10 protein-coding genes are annotated in these 16503 nt (G+C 71.5%); 2 read left to right on the top strand and 8 right to left on the bottom strand.

Annotated elements, in window-relative coordinates; genetic code table 11:
* Positions 1-145 precede the first annotated feature (145 nt).
* From ASD48_RS36070 to ASD48_RS36060, 3 genes are all read right to left on the bottom strand, one after another.
* Positions 146-4381 carry a bifunctional nitrate reductase/sulfite reductase flavoprotein subunit alpha gene (locus ASD48_RS36070; protein ID WP_057606068.1) on the bottom strand — a complete coding sequence of 1412 codons (4236 nt, stop codon included), beginning with the start codon at positions 4379-4381 and terminating at the stop codon, positions 146-148.
* Between the two features lie 1249 nt (positions 4382-5630).
* Positions 5631-7190: a pectate lyase gene (locus ASD48_RS36065; RefSeq protein ID WP_057606067.1), complete on the bottom strand. Its 1560-nt coding sequence runs from the start codon at positions 7188-7190 to the stop codon at positions 5631-5633.
* Positions 7191-8100: 910 nt separating this feature from the next.
* On the bottom strand, positions 8101-8598 hold the full coding sequence (locus ASD48_RS36060) for a hypothetical protein (RefSeq protein WP_057606066.1): 498 nt from the start codon (positions 8596-8598) through the stop codon (positions 8101-8103).
* 282 nt (positions 8599-8880) lie between these two features.
* Here ASD48_RS36060 and ASD48_RS36055 point away from each other — a divergent pair, with 282 nt between their 5' ends.
* Positions 8881-9228 carry a hypothetical protein gene (locus ASD48_RS36055; RefSeq protein WP_057606065.1) on the top strand — a complete coding sequence of 116 codons (348 nt, stop codon included), beginning with the start codon at positions 8881-8883 and terminating at the stop codon, positions 9226-9228.
* Between the two features lie 179 nt (positions 9229-9407).
* Here ASD48_RS36055 and ASD48_RS36050 read toward each other — a convergent pair whose 3' ends face one another.
* The 3 genes from ASD48_RS36050 to ASD48_RS36040 form a co-directional block, all read right to left on the bottom strand.
* A complete protein-coding gene (locus tag ASD48_RS36050; protein ID WP_242432829.1) occupies positions 9408-10202 on the bottom strand; it encodes a hemolysin III family protein in 795 nt (264 codons plus the stop codon).
* A gap of 83 nt (positions 10203-10285) precedes the next feature.
* Positions 10286-10618 carry a MerR family transcriptional regulator gene (locus ASD48_RS36045; RefSeq protein ID WP_057606064.1) on the bottom strand — a complete coding sequence of 111 codons (333 nt, stop codon included), beginning with the start codon at positions 10616-10618 and terminating at the stop codon, positions 10286-10288.
* 651 nt (positions 10619-11269) lie between these two features.
* Entirely contained in the window at positions 11270-11791 is a 522-nt protein-coding gene (locus ASD48_RS36040) for a hypothetical protein (protein WP_057606063.1), read from the bottom strand.
* Positions 11792-12113: 322 nt separating this feature from the next.
* On the opposite strand from ASD48_RS36040, the gene ASD48_RS36035 reads away from it, so the two are divergent.
* Entirely contained in the window at positions 12114-14108 is a 1995-nt protein-coding gene (locus ASD48_RS36035; protein WP_057606062.1) for a M1 family metallopeptidase, read from the top strand.
* Positions 14109-14366: 258 nt separating this feature from the next.
* Here ASD48_RS36035 and ASD48_RS36030 read toward each other — a convergent pair whose 3' ends face one another.
* Both ASD48_RS36030 and ASD48_RS36025 read right to left on the bottom strand, forming a co-directional pair.
* Positions 14367-14876, bottom strand: coding sequence for an O-acetyl-ADP-ribose deacetylase (locus tag ASD48_RS36030; protein WP_057606061.1), 510 nt, complete (start codon positions 14874-14876; stop codon positions 14367-14369).
* A 35-nt stretch (positions 14877-14911) separates the two neighbouring features.
* Entirely contained in the window at positions 14912-16324 is a 1413-nt protein-coding gene (locus ASD48_RS36025) for an NAD(P)/FAD-dependent oxidoreductase (protein WP_057606132.1), read from the bottom strand.
* Positions 16325-16503: the final 179 nt, after the last annotated feature.

Genomic DNA, 16503 nt, shown 5'->3' with positions numbered 1-16503 from the left:
TCGCACGGACGGAGGGTGCGTCAGATCTTGTCCACTCCTGTTGAAAAAACGAACATGGACGCGCCGCGATGGCCGAATATCAACTCTCTTCGGCGCAACGCCACTTGGTGCCCGCGCCTCCCACGGGCCTTTTTGGTGACTCCCGTCAGTACACGTCCCGCACGTACCGCTTGTCGGTGGCGAGCTGCTTCACATAGGCGGCCGCCTCCGGCTCGCTCAGGCCGCCGTGCAGGACCGCGACGTCACGCAGGGCCAGATCGACGTCCTTGGCCATCCGGGAGGCGTCGCCGCAGACGTAGAAGTGGGCGCCGTCCTGGAGCCAGGACCACAGGTGCGAACCGTGCTCGCGGATCCGGTCCTGGACGTAGACCTTGGCGCGCTGGTCGCGCGAGAAGGCGGTGTCCAGACGCGCGAGGGTGCCGTCGTCCACGAGGGCGGACAGCTCCTGCTCGTAGTAGAAGTCCGTCGCCCGGTGCTGCTCGCCGAAGAACAGCCAGTTGGGAGCCCGGTGCCCCCGCGCCCGGCGCTCTTCGAGGAAGCCGACGAAGGGCGCCACGCCGGTGCCGGGGCCGACCATCACCATCGGGGTGGCAGGGTCGGCCGGCGGCCGGAAGTGCGGGGAGCGCTGCACGTGGACGGCCACCTCGGCGCCGGGATCGGCATCGGCCAGGAAGGGCGAGCAGACGCCCTGCCGGGGCCGGCCGGCCAGGTTCTCGTACCGCACGACGGAGACGGTGAGCGAGACGAGGTGGGGATCGGTCAGCGGGCTGGACGAGATGGAGTACAACCGCGGCTGGAGCCGTCCCAGCAGCTCCGCCCACTCCTGCGGGCCGGCCCGGACACCCGACTCGGCGACCACGTCGACGGCCTGACGGCCCCAGGACCACTTCGCCAGCTCGTCCTTGTTGTCGGGGCGCAGCAGCTTGCGCAGTTCACGCGGGTCGCGGGTGCGGTCGGCGGTGAAGCGCAGCAGGGCCGGGGTGATCCGGGTGATGTCGAGGTGGCGCAGGAAGGCCTCTCCGAGAGCGACCTCACCGACGCCGTTCACCTGCACGCGCGTCTGCGCGTCGAGGCCGGTGACGCTCAGCCACTCCGCCACCACGTCCGGGGAGTTGAGGGGGCGTACACCCAGGGCGTCGCCCGCCTCGTAGACGAGCGGGGTCTCGCTCTCGCGGGTGTCGAAGGTGAAGCGCCGGACCTCCTTGCCCGAGCCGGGCAGGCTCAGCAACCGGTTGCCGGTCAGGCGCGCGGTGACGGGGGCGGGGCGTTTCGGGCGGGGCGTGGCGGGCGCCTTCGGTACCGCGACGGAAACGGTTTCCGTAACGGTCACCGGCGCGTGAGCGGTGGCGGGAACCCCGGTGCCGGGGATCCGGCCGGTGCCCGGGATCCGGCCGGTGTCCGGGGCCGCGGGCACCGGCTCCGTGGCCTCCTTCAGGGCGGTGGCCACCTGGTCGAGCCAGGCCTGCGCCTCCGTCTCGTAGTCCGGCTCGCAGTCGGTGCGGGGGGCCAGCCGGACCGCGCCGAGTTCGTCCAGCCGACGGTCCAGCCGACGGCCGTGTCCGCAGAAGTCGTCGTACGAGGAGTCTCCGAAGGCGAGGACGGCGTAGCGGTGGCCCTCCAGACGGCCGGTGTCCAGCGCGTCCAGGCCGTCCCAGAAGCCGGCGCCGTTGTCGGGGGCGTCACCGTCGCCGAAGGTGCTGGTGATCAGCAGCAGATCGGCGTCGGAGGGCAGCGCGGCGGGATCGGCCTCGTCCATGGCGACGAGGGACGCCGGGTGACCTCCGGCGCTGAGCCGCTCGGCGGTGGTGGTGGCGAAGTCCTCGGCGTTGCCGGTCTGCGAGGCCCACAGGACGACGATCCGGCGCGCCGGGGTCTGCGGGGGTGCGGCGGCGGTGCGGGAGTACATGCCGGCGAGGGTGCCGTTGACCCACAGCGCGTGCTCGGGGCTGAAGGGCGCGTCCGCGGGCAGCACCGGTACCCCGGGGGCGCCGGCCGGGATCCCGGCGAGGAAACCGACCAGGTACTGCCGTTCGCGCTCGGTCAGGACCGGTGGCGGGGCGGGGCGCAGCCCGAAGACCTCGGCCGCGGCGGGCAGGACGGCGGTCGGTACGAGGACCGCTCCGGGCGCTTGCGGCCCGGACGTCCGGGTGCCCGGCGCGTTCCCGAGCGGGTTCTCCGGCGTCGGCTTCTCCGCGGCCGGGGGCTGCACGGTAACCGGTGTCGACACCTTCGTCAGGGAGACCGCGCACACCTTCAGCTCGGGCTGGAAGGACAGCGGGTCGACGGCGTCGCTGGTCACCGCGTTGACGCTGAGGTACTCGCCGAACAGGTCGTTCCAGTGGAACGGCGCGAAACAGGAGCCGGGCAGGACGCGGTCGGTGACGACGGCGGGGAGCACGGCCCGGCCGCGCCGCGAGGCGACCTCGACGGAGTCGCCGTCGGACACGCCGAGCGCGGCGGCGTCCTCGGGGTGCACCTCCACGAACGGTCCGGGATCCAGCTTGTTGAGCTTGGCCACCCGCCCGGTCTTCGTGAGGGTGTGCCACTGGTGCTGGAGGCGGCCGGTGTTCAGGAAGAACGGGTAGTCGTCGTCCGGCATCTCGGCGGGCGGGACATGCGGGCGCGGGTGGAAGACCGCGCGGCCGGAAGCCGTGGGAAAGGTGAGCGAGCCGTCGTCGTTCACATAGCGGATCGGGTTGCGGTCGGGGCCGTCGGCGGTGGCCGCCGGCCACTGCACGGGGGTTTCACGCAGCCGGTCGTAGGTCACTCCGCGCAGGTCGTAACCGGTCTGCTCGTTGTGGGCGCGCTTGATCTCCTCGAAGATCTGCTCGGCGGTGTCGTAGGTGAAACCGCTTTCGTAACCCATGGCGCGGGCGACGGCCGCGATGAGCCGCCAGTCCGCCATGGCCTCGCCGGGCGGATCGGCGGCGGGCCGGGCGAGGGTGAGGTTGCGCTCGGTGTTGATGAGGACGCCCTCGGTCTCGGTCCACATCGCGCCGGGCAGGACAACATCGGCGTAAGCGTTTGTCTCGGTTTCCGCGAAGACGTCCTGGGCGACGACGAACTCGGCGGCTTCCAGCCCCTCGATGACCGTCCTGCGGTTGGCGACGGAGGCGACCGGGTTGGTGCAGATGATCCAGCAGGCCTTGATGTCGCCCTCGGCCATCTTCCGGAACATCTCGACGGTGCCCTTGCCGACGCCGTCGGCCCTGATCGTGCCGGGCTCGAGCCCCCACAGCTCCTCGACGAAGGCACGGTCGCCCTCGACGAGGACGGAGCGCTGGCCGGGCAGCCCCGGGCCCATGTACCCCATCTCCCGGCCGCCCATGGCGTTGGGCTGGCCCGTGAGGGAGAAGGGCCCGCTGCCCGGTCGGCAGATCCTGCCGGTGGCGAGGTGGAGGTTGATGAGCGCGTTGGTGTTCCAGGTGCCGTGCGTGGACTGGTTGAGACCCATGGTCCAGCAGCTGGTCCACTCCCCCGCCTCGCCGATCAGCCGGGCCGCCGCCCGGAGGTCGTCCTCCGCGATGCCGGTGATCCGGGCGACCGTCGCGGGCGGGTAGTCGGCGAGGAACTCCGGCATGGCCTCCCAGCCCTCGGTGTACGCGGCGACGAAGTCGGGGTCGGTGTGGCCGTTCTCGTGCAGGAGGTGGAGCAGGCCGTTGAGAAGGGCGAGGTCGGTGCCCGGCGCGACCTGGAGGAACAGGTCGGCCTTCGCGGCCGTGGCGGTGCGGCGCGGGTCGACGACGATCAGCTTGGCGCCCGCCTTCACCCGGTCCATCATCCGGAGGAACAGGATCGGGTGGCAGTCGGCCATGTTGGAACCGATGACGAGGAAGACGTCCGCCTTGTCGAGGTCCTCGTAGGAGCCGGGCGGGCCGTCGGCGCCGAGAGAAAGCTTGTAACCGGTTCCTGCGCTTGCCATGCAGAGCCGGGAGTTCGACTCGATCTGGTTGGTGCGCAGATAGCCCTTGGCCAGCTTGTTGGCCAGGTACTGCGCTTCGAGGCTCATCTGGCCGGACACGTAGAGGGCGACCGCGTCGGGGCCGTGTTCGTCGACGATCGCCCGCAGCCGTCGTGCCGTCTCGGCGATCGCCTCGTCCACGGGGGCGTGCTCGGGTTCCGCGCCGCGGTCCGGGCGGACGAGCGCGCCGGCGAGCCTGCCGGGCGCGGCGAGCATGTCGGCGGTGGTCGCGCCCTTGGTGCACAGCCGGCCGAAGTTCGCCGGGTGCTGTTTGTCGCCGGACGCCTTCAGGACCGTGCGGCGCCCGTCCGGTCCGCGGCCGATGTCGAGGAGCATGCCGCAGCCCACACCGCAGTACGAGCAGACCGTGCGCACCTTCGTCGTGGTCGCGTTGTCGGTCCGCGGGTGCAACGCGGCCACGGGCGCCCCTTTCCTTCTGCCGATCAGCCTGGTGAGAGCCTCTGCAAGCCTCTGTGACGGTACGAACCGTGCATTACACAGGTGTCTCCCGGACCGGCCGCCAGGAGTTAAGCCCGGCGCACACCGGGAGGCGGGCTGATGTGAGCGGACCGCCGCCGCCCGCAGGAGGGCAGGCTACCCGGGGCGGCGAGCGGGCAGATTCCGCGCACCGGCGGTGGTGACCTGCGGACCGTCGAGATGCGAGGATCTCCGGCGGCCCGGTGAGGATGCGTCGGCCCACCTCACGTCCGGGGGCCCGGACGTACAGCGGCCCGCTGATGGCGCCGACGGTGAGCGGCACGTCGTCCCCGCGCAGCCGCCGCCACGTACCGATCCGCACGGGCAGAGCAGATCCCTCGTGTCCCCCTCGGGGGAGCCAACCGTCGCCTTCGAGCGGGGAACCCGTCGCACTTGAGCGGGGCACCCGTCGCCCTCGAGCGCGGCCCTGCGGTTCGTCGTGCCGCGTGAGCGTCCGGAGGCGGACGACCGGGTGACCCCTGCTCCCGCGCGCCGCGCACGGCTGCGCCGACAGATGTCGAGGGCGTTCGCGCGACGGCGCGACAGGCCATCGCCCGGCAAGGTCTGGGGGCTCCGACGCCGACACCGCCGGGATCGCCCGACAGGCGGGGGTGACCCCGGCGGCTCTCCACCGGCACTGCGCCGATCCCGGGGATCGTGCGGCGCACGGCCCGGGACATCGTCACCGAGCTCACGGACCGGTTGCGGGAGGCCATCGCGCGGGGCCGTGAACGCGCGGGAGCGTGAATCGGACTCCCGCGGCCCGGCCGATCGCCCGGCCCGGGTGTTCCGGGGAGGGCTGGGGGCCAGATACGGGCCACTGGACGGCCCCAGGGCCTGGGGATCCCCTCCAAGGTGCCGCCAGGACCCGCCAGTACTCCTTCAGGACCGGCCGGGACTCCTCCAGAACCCGCCAGCGCTCCTTCCGCCGGCGCTCCTTCAGGACCGGCCGGGACTCCTCCAGGAACCGCCTGGGCTCCTCCAGGGCCGGCCGGTATTTCCGTCGGTCACCTGGCGGTGGTCGCGCCACCGCCCGCGACGGCCGTTGCTCACGGGCAGAAACGGTCGCAGCCGTTCCTGCTCCGCGTCCGGCGGATCACGGCGTTCCCCCTCCTCCTCCCTGTCCCGCCCCATGACCGGGACGACGAGCTGATCGGGGGGAGCCACATGATCGGCCGGACCACTGCCACTCCTAGGCGTAGGTCTCGAACTCGGCCACCTTCGGGGTGGCACTCGAGCCGGTGATCTCGAAGGTGACCTTCTTCAGCGAGGTGGACGTGAAGGAGATGGTGCCCGCTCCGCTGCCCGAGGTCAGCAGCGCCCCGGTGTCGGCGTTGAGCACCCGCCAGGAGCCGATGTTGCCGGTGGCACCGGAGGCCTCCCTGATGTTGATCTTGGAGACAGCGGTGGCCGAGCCCCACTTGATCGAGATGGAGCCGGTGGAGCCGGCCGGCGACCAGTAGGTGCTCGTGTCGCCGTCACGGACATTGCCGTAGCTGGTGCCGGACGCCTTGCTGGAACCGTCGGAGTCGGCGCCGATGCTCAGGTTGGTCCCGCCGGGCGTCGACGTGGCGGTGGCGGTCGGCGTCGCGGTCGCGGTGGCGGTGGCGGTGGCGGTCGACGTGGCGGTCGCGGTGGGCGTCGTCGCGGCGCAGTTGCCGTCCGACACCTTCAGGCCGTTGTTGGCGCCCGCGGTCGCGGTCACGATCGACGGCACGCAGGTGGCGGCGTCGAGGGTGTAGGCGTAGGGGATGCCGACGGTCGTGTTCGACGTCGGGTTCGGCCCGGCGGGGTTGTTGTCCTCGCCCGGCGCCGACCAGGTCACGTTGTCGAAGATGTTTCCGCTGACCTGCCAGTACCCCGGCAGGTCGGTGTAGAAGGTGCCGAGGACGTCCTTGGAGTCCTTGAAGTAGTTGTTGTCGACCTTGGCCTTGCCGCCGGCCCGGGGGTTGATGCCCGATTCGTTCAGGCTGACGTAGTAGTTGTTGTAGATATGGGCGGTGGCGCCGCGCAGCAGAGGGGTGCGGGAGTCGATGTTCTCGTACCGGTTGTGGTGGAAGGTGACCGGCCCGTTGGCGAGGTCGCTGTCGCTGGAGCCGACGAGACCGCCGCGGCCGGAGTTGCGCAGGATGCTGTAGGACAGGGTCACGTACTGGGTGCTGTCCTTCATGTCGAACAGGCCGTCGAAGCCCTCCGACTCACCGCCCGAGGCGATCAGCGTGGCGTGGTCCACCCAGACGTTGTGCACGTCGCTCTCCATGCCGATGGCGTCTCCGCCGTTGGAGGTGGGCGAGCCCGACTTCTTCACGTTCTGGACGGTCACGTTCTGGACGATGATGTTGCTGGACTGGCGGATGTGGATGCCGATCTGGTCGAACACGGCTCCGCTACCCACGCCGACGAGCGTGACGTTGCTGATGCCCTTCAGTTCGATCACGCCGGCGGCGGTGTTGCAGCCGGTGCCCGACACCTTCGCGGTGTTGCCGACGGTGACGGTCCCCTCGACCTGGATGGTGATCGGGGTGCTGGTACTGGCCCGGCCGCACAGGGCTTCGTGGATCTGGGTCCCCGTGGTGGCCTTGACCGTCGTCCCGCCGGCGCCGCCGGTGGTGCCGCCGTTCTGGGTGGCGTACCCGGTCGCGCCGGCGCCGGCCGCCGATGCGGTGGGCATGGACAGGACCACGCCTGTCGCCGCCGCCAGGGCCAGCGTGCCTAGTGCCGCGGAGAGTCGCAGAGCGACTGGCTTTCTCATCCTTGCCTCGTCTTTCGTCATCGCGTACGGGGGTGCCGCGCACGTCGGCGCCCGGATCCGGGCTGTCGAGGCGCGCACCATTGCCATGTTCATGCCATGAAGATGCCGAGCACGGGCCTCTGCCGGCCCGGCGCGGACGCCGTTCTCGCCAGGGGCCGCGCCGGGACCGGAAGGGGCGGTGGTGCTGATGTGGTGCGGGCGGTGCCGCTGTGATGCCAGCGGCGCGAAGGCCATGCGGGCGACGCGGTCGGGACCGGATCGGGACGCACGCATGCCGAGGCGACGCGAGTGGGAACGCCGCCGAGAGCGGGACTACCGGCGGAACGGGACCGCAGAGGCCCCGGCCGGCCCTGGTGCGGGTGCCCGCCACCGCGGCCACGGCGACGAGCGCGATGCGTCCGCGCCCCGGAGCGCGTCCCGGAGTCCTGGCGCGTCGGCACCTCGGTACGGTCAGCCCTGGCCAGCCTTGCGCCGGATCGGTTGCGGCGCGCGTGCTGCTCCACGGCCAATACCGCGGGCCGCTCCCCCGGCACGGTCAACAGGCACCGGGAAAGCGCTTTCTCCACGCGAGGATAGGGCGGTCACCACGGGGTGACAAGTATGTGAACGCCGATCGATCTGTCGGACTCGCGCCGCTGCCCGACCGGAGGCCTTGACTGGCACTAAACGCCCTGGAGAGTCACGGACGCTCACATCCCTGCCGCACGGTCGACAGCCCGCCCTTGTTCATGTACATGAACGAACATGGCCTCGGTTCGCCCATCCACCAGGCCCAGCCTGGCCGGCTTGGCCTGGCCCGGCTTGGCCTGGCCCGGCTTGGCCTGGCCCGGCCCGGCGGGCGCGCCGCGCCCGCGCGCGGGGCGGCCCCTGCCCCCGCCCGGGTCGGCGCACCGGACTTCCGGCAACGCGTTCAGCAACCGCCGCAGTTGTAGTACAGGACGTCCCAGTGGTTGCCCTCGTCGGCGTAGACGTTGCCGGAGCCCGAGCGGTACTGCGGGGCTCCGTCGCCGCGCAGGCCGATGTAAGTGAAGGTGTTCTTGATGTAGTTGGTGACGCAGGTGTTCTTGCCGTAGTCGAGCTTGTAGCCGTTCCAGTGCGAGTAGGTGCCGCTCGCGTGGCCGGTCTCCGTGCCGCCGGTGATGTTGAGCGCGCAGCCGGTGGCCCGCTTGAGCGTCTGCGCTCCCTGGGCGGTGGACAGGTTCAGCTGCTCGAAGGATGTACAGGTGGAGTTGTTGCGGTCGGAGCAACTGCCGGACGAGGACCAGGTGATGCCCACCTCGCGGAACATCGAGGTGGCCGTGGCGTGACTGATCTTGGTGACGGCGAAGGCGTCGGTAGCGGTGCCGACGACGGCGACGCCGGGGGCGATCACGAGCGCGAGGGCGGTCAGTGCGGAGCGGAACTTCATGGAGTAACCCTTCCTGCGGACGACCGTGCTTCCTGTGGAACGGCTGTGCCGGCGGTGCAGGGAGATGGTGCCCGACCTCTACGCGCGTCCGCCAGAGGACGGCGGTCCTCGCACGCCTGGCGGACTGGAGCGGGAGGAGTCCACGGGTCGCCGTGTCGAGCCGATGTGCTCGCCCGGCCGGCGCGCGGCGGCGGCAGTCCGCTCGCCGTCTGAGTACGCGGCACCCGGGATCCGAGTATCTGTACGGCTGTGCGGCGTCGGCCGCCCGGATGGGATGGGGGCATGAACGCATCCACCTCCACCGCCGCCCCCGCTCCCCCGGCCCGGTCCACGTCACCGACGGACCGCACCCGGCGGTGGGCCGCCGTGGCCGCCCTCCTGTTCGTCCCGGCAGCCGTGGTGGCCGGCGTGCTCACGCTGACCTCGGAGCGGGCGGGGCGGTGCCTGACGTACGGCGAACAGTGCGCCCCCGGACTGCCCGGCGGGCTGTTCGCATGGAGTGCGGGAGCCGGCGCCGTGGCCCTCCTCGTCGCCGTGGCCGCCCCGGCCGTGCGGGTACGGCAGGCGGCACTCACCGCGCAGGTTCTCGCGGAGGGCACCGCGCTGCTCGTCATCCTCAGCCACGCCTGATCCCACCCGGGAGCGTCGTCGCCACCACCGTCATTGCCGCCACCACCGTCATTGCCGCCGCCACCGCCACCACGGTCATTGCCGCCGCCGCAGATGCGACCGGACAGTGCGGGGCTACGGACGGCGGGAATGATCCACGGATCCCCGCGAACAGCGGCCGTGGCCGACCGTCGACGCGGTCATGTGGCTGCCAGCAGGATGGCCGTGTAATGCGCGCTGAAGGCGGCGATGGTCAGGGCGTGGAAGACCTCGTGGAAGCCGAACCAGGCCGGTGAGGGGTCGGGGCGCTTGAGTCCGTAGACGACGGCGCCCGCGGTGTAGAGCAGGCCGCCGGCGATGACGAGTACGAGGACCGCGATACCGCCGGTGCGCGCGAAGTCGGGCAGGTAGAAGACGGCCACCCAGCCCAGGGCGATGTAGCACGGTGTGTAGAGCCAGCGGGGAGCGCCGATCCACAGGACGCGGAAGGCGATGCCGACCAGAGCGCCTGCCCACACCGCGGCCAGCAGCACTCGTTGCTGACCCGCGGACAGCAGCAGGACCGCCAGCGGGGTGTAGGTGCCCGCGATGATCAGGAAGATGTTCGCGTGGTCCAGCCGCCGCAGGACCGCCTCCCCTCGCGGGCCCCAGGTGCCGCGGTGGTAGACCGCGCTGGTACCGAACAGGAGGCAGGCCGACAGCGCGTACACCGAGCAGGCCGCCAGCGCCGCCACGGAACGAGAGACGGCGATGAGGACGATCCCGCCGGCCAGCGCCAGGGGGAACACGCCGGCGTGCAGCCACCCCCGCATCCTGGGTTTCAGCGCGGCCGCCGCACGCTCCACCCCGCCTTCCAGGCCGACGGCGGCGGTCAGCCGGCCGACCGTGCCGGCAGGCGTGTCAACCGCCGGGGCGAGCGGGACGTCGGGCGGGGCTTCCGGGCCGGGCTGGGATTCCCGTCCGTGTACCGGCGGTTGAGCATCTTCGGCGGTCATGCGCTCGTATTCTCACATCGGCTGATCAGTGCGGCCTGGCGAGTCGCTGTGGCCGGGGGTTGCGAACTGCGGGCTGCTGAGGGTCAGATGTCGGCCGTGTGCCCGGAGGCGGCTCGGCGGTATTCGGCGTTGATGCGCTGGGCTTCTTCGAGTTGGTCTTCGAGGATGATGATCCGGCAGGCGGCCTCGATGGGGGTCCCGTGGTCGACGAGTTCCCGGGCACGGGCAGCGATCCGCAACTGGTAGCGAGAGTAGCGCCGGTGTCCGCCCTCGGAGCGGAGCGGGGTGATGAGGCGGGCTTCGCCTATGGCGCGGAGGAAGCCCTGCGTGGTGCCGAGCATCTCGGCGGCCCGGCCCATGGTGTAGGCGGGGTAGTCGTCGTCGTCGAGACGGTTGTAGGAGTCGTCTGCTGTCACTTGCACCTCTCTGTGGAACGCGTAGAGGGGCCCTGGCGCCGTACGGCGCCAGGGCCCGAAGGAACTGCTACACCATCCGCCGGCCTTCTACTGCGCCGGCCTTCTGTTTCCGCAGACCCGACCGGAATGCGGTCGGGCGTGCTGGGATCGCGGTTGCTTGACCGGAGACCACCTCACTATCGATGTCCTGCGGTACCCGGGCTCACAACCTCTGCCCGGGCGATCCTGATGGCGTTCGGCTCCTCCGTTCTTCCCTGATCGATCAACTGCGTGTCCCACGGGGACCGCGTACTGCTGGTGACGCGAACTGCTCACGGCGGCCCCTGATCACTGCGGGCCACCCGGTCCGGCCGTCAGCCCCGTCGCCGTCCTGCGACAACCCTGGCTTCGGAACTCCACCGCCGTACCGTCCTGCGAACGGCAACTGCCGTACTGCTACCCGGCAGTTCGTGTCTGCCGGTCCTGCTGTCTCTCTGGGCTACGAGAGAAACCATAACCACGTCATCGACCAATGTCTACTCTCGTCGGCATAGATTTTCGTGCGCCGGATGGTGAGGTACGACCCCGCCCCGCTCTTCTGCGGCCAGGGCCGACGCCTGCGCGACGAGCACCTCCTCGCGGTCGGAACGGCGTCATCGACGGCGGCCACACTCAGGCGACCGCCGGCAGCGGATCGCCGGCGGCCGTCGACTCCAACCGCTTGATCTTCCGCCGCACCACGTACAGCGGGATCACCCCGAACACCCCGAACGACATGTCGATCACGCTCCACCAGAAGGGAATCCCCCGGAGGGGCCCGCAGATCAGCGCGAGCGGGACGATTCCGGCGCAGGCGATCATCGAGAACTCGACGACCCAGATATTGCGGACCGGGTCACGGTAGGGGCCGTAGAAGGCCACGGCGATGACGAGATGGGCGAAGGCCAGCCAGTCCGTTCCGTAGAGGAGGAAGGGGTAGTCGGCGTCGGCGGTGTCGAGCCCGCGCCGGACGCGCTCGATCCACTCCATGAGGCCGGGCAGGTGCTCGGGGGCGGACAGATGACCCAACAGCTCCTCGGTCCAGCGCAGTTCGTGCACCAGCGGGAAGGCCGTGGCGCCGCTGAGCACCAGACAGACGACGAAGAAGCCCAGCCATGCGCGGATGCCCTTCACCAGGGCGGCTCGGTCGCTCATGGCGGTAGCGTACGCCCGCAATTGAACACGTTCAAAACCACCCCTCGACGCATGCGTGGCGCACCCTGCGGGGCGATCCGCGAGAGGCTCCGGAGGCCGCGGGCGGAGCAGGCGGAGGGGGCGGAGCAGGGCGGAGCGCGCGGAGCGGGCGGGGGCATCGGGTCCAGTTCCGAGGCGGACCCTTTACCCATGCCTGATGGCATGGCCGCGTCAAATCTGTCACGCTTCCGGCAGCCGTCGCGCACCGCCCTCCGGCACACCCACGCCGTCAGGGACAGCCACCGAGCAGGCCGGAATCCCGGCCGCCGCAAAGGAGCCACGTGTGAGACCCACCCCACGCAAGGCCGTCGCCGCGAGCGCGCTCGCCCTCGCCGCACTGGCCGCCGTCTCGCTCCCCGCCGCGCCCGCGGCAGCCACCCCGGAGCGGGCCGCCTCGGCCGCGCCCGGGACCTCCGCCCCGGCCGCGGCCGCCGTACCGGACGGCGTCGCCACAACCGGCGTCGCCGCACCAGGGCACGCGGCTGTGGCGCCCGGCGGATCGGCTGCCGCGCCCGCGAAGGCGGCCGCCGCGGCCGACGCCTGCACCCCGGCCCAGGTGATCACCAACGGTGGCTTCGAGAGCGGCACCTCACCGTGGACCCAGTCCTCGACCACTGTGATCACCAGCCGCACCGGGCAGAGTGCCCACGGCGGCACCGCCTTCGCCTGGCTGGACGGCGTGGGCAGCACGCACACCGACACGCTCTCGCAGAGCGTCACGATCCCGTCCGGGTGCGCCGCCGCCACCCTCACGTTCTGGCTGCACATCGACACGGCCGAGACGACCTCGTCCACCGCGTACGACAAGCTGACGGCCAAGATCGGCACGACCACACTGGCCACGTACTCGAACCTCGACAAGAACACCGGCTACGTCCAGAAGTCGTTCGACGTGTCGGCGTTCGCGGGCCAGACCGTGAGCCTCGCCTTCACCGGCACCGAGGACTCCAGCCTCCAGTCGAGCTTCGTGCTCGACGACCTCGCGCTCACCACCTCCGGCGACACCGCTCCGCCCGCCGACGCCACCCGCACCCCGGCGGCACCGTCGTACACCGTGAGTCTGACCAGCAACACGGCCGGCACGGTCTGGACCGGTCGCGAGAGCGCGACCTTCACCAACGCCTCCGCGACCGCGCTCAGCGAGGTGTACCTGCGGCTCTGGGACAACTACCACGGCACCTGCGCCTCGATGCCGATCACGGTCGGCAACGTCACCGGCGGCACCGCCGGCGCCCTGTCGGTGGGCTGCACGGCCCTGCAGATCACCCTCGCCAGTCCCCTCGCCCAGGGGCAGAGCGCCACGATCGGCTTCGACCTGGGTATCACCGTGCCCAGCGGCGCCGACCGGTTCGGCTACGACGGGGCGTTCAGCTTCATCGGCAACGCGCTGCCCCTGCTGGCGGTGAAGGACGGCGCGGGCTGGCACCTGGACCCGTACACGAACAACGGCGAGTCGTTCTACTCGCTGGCCGCGGACTTCAAGGTGACCCTCGACCATCCGACCACCCTCCTGGTGCCGGCCACCGGCGCCTCGGTCGACGCCGCCGGCACCAGCGGCCGCACCGTCACCACGGCCACCGCCACCAAGGTCCGTGACTTCGCGTGGGCGGCCGGCCCGTTCAGCAGGATCTCCGGCACCTCGACCGCCGGGACCCCGATCAACGTCTACTCCGTCACCGGCATCAGCTCGGCCAACGCGCAGTCGATGCTCACCACCGCCAAGACCGCCGTGGACGCGCACGCCGCCCGCTTCGGCGCCTATCCGTACGGCGAGTTGGACGCCGTCATCGACAACAACTTCTGGTTCGGCGGCATGGAGTACCCCGGCTTCGTCCTCGACCTGGTCAGCACCACGGCACTGACCCATGAGATCGGCCACCAGTGGTGGTACGGGATCGTCGGCGACGACGAGTACAACAGCCCTTGGCTGGACGAGTCGTTCACCGACTACGCCACCGACCTGGCGCTGGGCAAGACGGGCACCAGCTGCTGGAGCAGCGTCTCGTGGGCCTCGTCGGCGGAGAAGATCACCAACTCGATGGCCTACTGGGACACCCACTCCTCCCGGTACTCCACCGTCGTCTACGGCTACGGCAAGTGCGCCCTGCACGACCTGCGACGGCTCATCGGCGACACCGCGATGACCAAGCTGCTGAAGGACTACGCCACTTCGCACTGGTACGGCGTCTCGACCACGGCCGAGTTCAAGGCCGCCGCCCAGGCCGCCACGACCACGGACCTGACGTCGTTCTGGACCACCCACCGCATCGAGGGCTGACCCGGCACGGGCCACCCGCCCCCTTCACCGGCCACCGGTGCCGCGGGAACGCCGGACGGCGTCCCCGCGGCACCGTCGCCGTTCGTCGGCCGGTCGCCTCCGCCGGCCGTCCGTCGCAGACCGCCCGTCGCAGGCCGTCGGTGAGCGGCCCTCCGGTCGGCCGGTTCAGCGGGTCGGCCGGTTCAGCGGGTCGGCCGGTTCAGCGGGTCGGCCGGTTCAGCAGTTCAGCCGGTTCAGCCGGTTCAGCCGGCCGGCGGATCAGCCGATCAGCTCGGCGAACGCCTGGTACGCCTGCTCGTCGAACAGCACGAACCGCACCTCCTCGACCGCCGTCTCCGCCGCGCGTACCGCCTCGACCGCGATACGGGCGGCATCCGCCATCGGCCAGCCGTACGCCCCGGTGGAGACGGCCGGGAACGCGACGGTACGCGCGCCCAGCTCGTCCGCGACCTCCAGGGACGCGCGGTAGCAGGAGGCCAGCAGGGCGGGGTCGCCGCCGGAGACCTGGTACACGGGACCCACGGTGTGGATCACCCAGCGGGCGTCCAGCTCCCCCGCGGTCGTGGCCACCGCCCGGCCGGTGGGCAGGCCCTTGCCGTACCGCGAGGCGCGCAGCCGTCGGCAGTCGTCGAGGATCGCCGGGCCGCCCCGGCGGTGGATGGCCCCGTCGACGCCGCCGCCGCCGAGCAGCGAGGAGTTGGCCGCGTTGACGATGGCGTCCACGGACTGCCGGGTGATGTCGCCCTGGACGAGCGTGATCGTGGTCATGCCTGCGTGTATACCCCCCGTCGGAGGGCGGCCGGTCACCTTTCTCGCCGCAGGCTCCGCCATACGGCCTTCGCCGCGTTGTGGCCCGACATGCCGTGCACGCCGGGGCCGGGCGGAGTGGCCGAGGAGCAGATGAAGACGGCCGGGTGCGGAGTGGCGTACGGGAACGGCGTCAGCTTGGGCCGCAGCAGGATCTGGAGCCCGGAGACCGCTCCGGAGGCGATGTCCCCGCCCACGTAGTTGGCGTTCCGGGCGGCGAGCTCGGCGGGGCCGGCGGTCGCCCTGGCGAGCACCCGGTCGCGGAACCCCGGTGCGAAACGCTCCAGTTGGCGTTCCATGGCGTCGGTGAGGTCGCCGGTCCAGCCGCTGGGCACATGGCCGTACGCCCAGAAGACGTGCCGGCCGGCCGGCGCGCGGCTCGGGTCGACGACACCGGGCTGCACCGTGATCATGAAGGGCCGGTCGGGCGCCCGGTCCTCCCGGGAGGCGGCTCTGAGGGCGGCGCCGATCTCCGCGCTGTCCGCGCCGATCTGCACGGTGCCGGCGGCGCGGGCCTCCTTCGCCGTCCACGGGACCGGACCGTCCAGCGCGTAGTCGATCTTGAAGACGCCGGGTCCGTACCGGTAGCCCTCGTAGTAGTTGCCGAAGCCGGCGATGCGGCCGAGCGCGGTGGGCGAGGTGTCGAAGACGTAGGCGCGGGCCGGGGGCAGGTCGTCGAGGCGCTTGACCTCGTAGTCGGTGTGGATGCTGCCGCCGAGATCCTTGAGGTAGGCGGCGAGGGCGTCCGAGATGGACTGGGAGCCGCCACGGGCCACCGGCCAGCCGCGGGCGTGGGCGGCGAGGGCGAAGACCAGGCCGATGGCGCCGGTGGCGAAGCCGCTCAGCGGGGCCATGACATGCCCGACGAGTCCGGCGAAGAGGGTCTTGGCCCGCTCGTCGTGGAAGCGGCGGGTGAGCCAGCTGGACGGTTGCAGGCCGACCAGGCCGAAACGGGCCAGGGTGACCGGGTCGCGCGGGAGCGCGGTCAGCGGCAACGACATGAAGTCGCGGGCCAGGGTGTCCCACTTGGGCAGGAAGGGCTCGACCAGCCTGCGGTACGTGCCCGCGTCGCGCGGCCCGAAGGAGGCGGCCGTCTCGGCGACGGACCTCGACAGCACCGCGGCACTGCCGTCGGTAAAGGGGTGTGCCATGGGCAGCTCGGCGTGCAGCCACTCCAGGCCGTAGCGCTCCAGGGGCAGCGCGCGGAACGCGGGTGAGTTGATGCCGAGGGGGTGCGCGGCGGAGCACGGGTCGTGGTGGAAGCCCGGCAGGGTGAGCTCCTCGGTGCGGGCCCCTCCGCCCACGGTGTCCCGCGCCTCGAAGAGCGCCACGGAGAAGCCTCGCCTGGCCAGCTCCACCGCCGCGGTCAGCCCGTTGGGCCCCGCTCCCACCACGACCGCATCGAGCATCGACGGCACTTCGACCCCTTCGTCAGCCGGTGGCCCCCGTAGACCGGTGGCCCCCGCACTCAGGATATGCCGGGGGTACGGCGACACCGGCGGCGCGGGGCCCGCGAAACGTCCGCGGACGCCTCGATCGAACCCTCCTCGGGGAACGTCCGCCGGAGGGTCCTGCGCGTCGGCGGCCG

The sequence above is a fragment of the Streptomyces sp. Root1310 genome (assembly GCF_001426425.1).
Classification (GTDB): Bacteria; Actinomycetota; Actinomycetes; order Streptomycetales; family Streptomycetaceae; genus Streptomyces.
This window is presented reverse-complemented; position numbering and strand designations above follow the sequence as displayed.

Coding starts and splice junctions, on each gene's coding strand:
- ASD48_RS36065 (WP_057606067.1), bottom strand. CDS start 7,190: ATGAGAAAGCCAGTCGCTCTGCGACTCTCCGCGGCACTAGGCACGCTG.
- ASD48_RS36060 (WP_057606066.1), bottom strand. CDS start 8,598: ATGAAGTTCCGCTCCGCACTGACCGCCCTCGCGCTCGTGATCGCCCCC.
- ASD48_RS36055 (WP_057606065.1), top strand. CDS start 8,881: ATGAACGCATCCACCTCCACCGCCGCCCCCGCTCCCCCGGCCCGGTCC.
- ASD48_RS36050 (WP_242432829.1), bottom strand. CDS start 10,202: ATGACCGCCGAAGATGCTCAACCGCCGGTACACGGACGGGAATCCCAG.
- ASD48_RS36040 (WP_057606063.1), bottom strand. CDS start 11,791: ATGAGCGACCGAGCCGCCCTGGTGAAGGGCATCCGCGCATGGCTGGGC.
- ASD48_RS36030 (WP_057606061.1), bottom strand. CDS start 14,876: ATGACCACGATCACGCTCGTCCAGGGCGACATCACCCGGCAGTCCGTG.
- ASD48_RS36025 (WP_057606132.1), bottom strand. CDS start 16,324: ATGCTCGATGCGGTCGTGGTGGGAGCGGGGCCCAACGGGCTGACCGCG.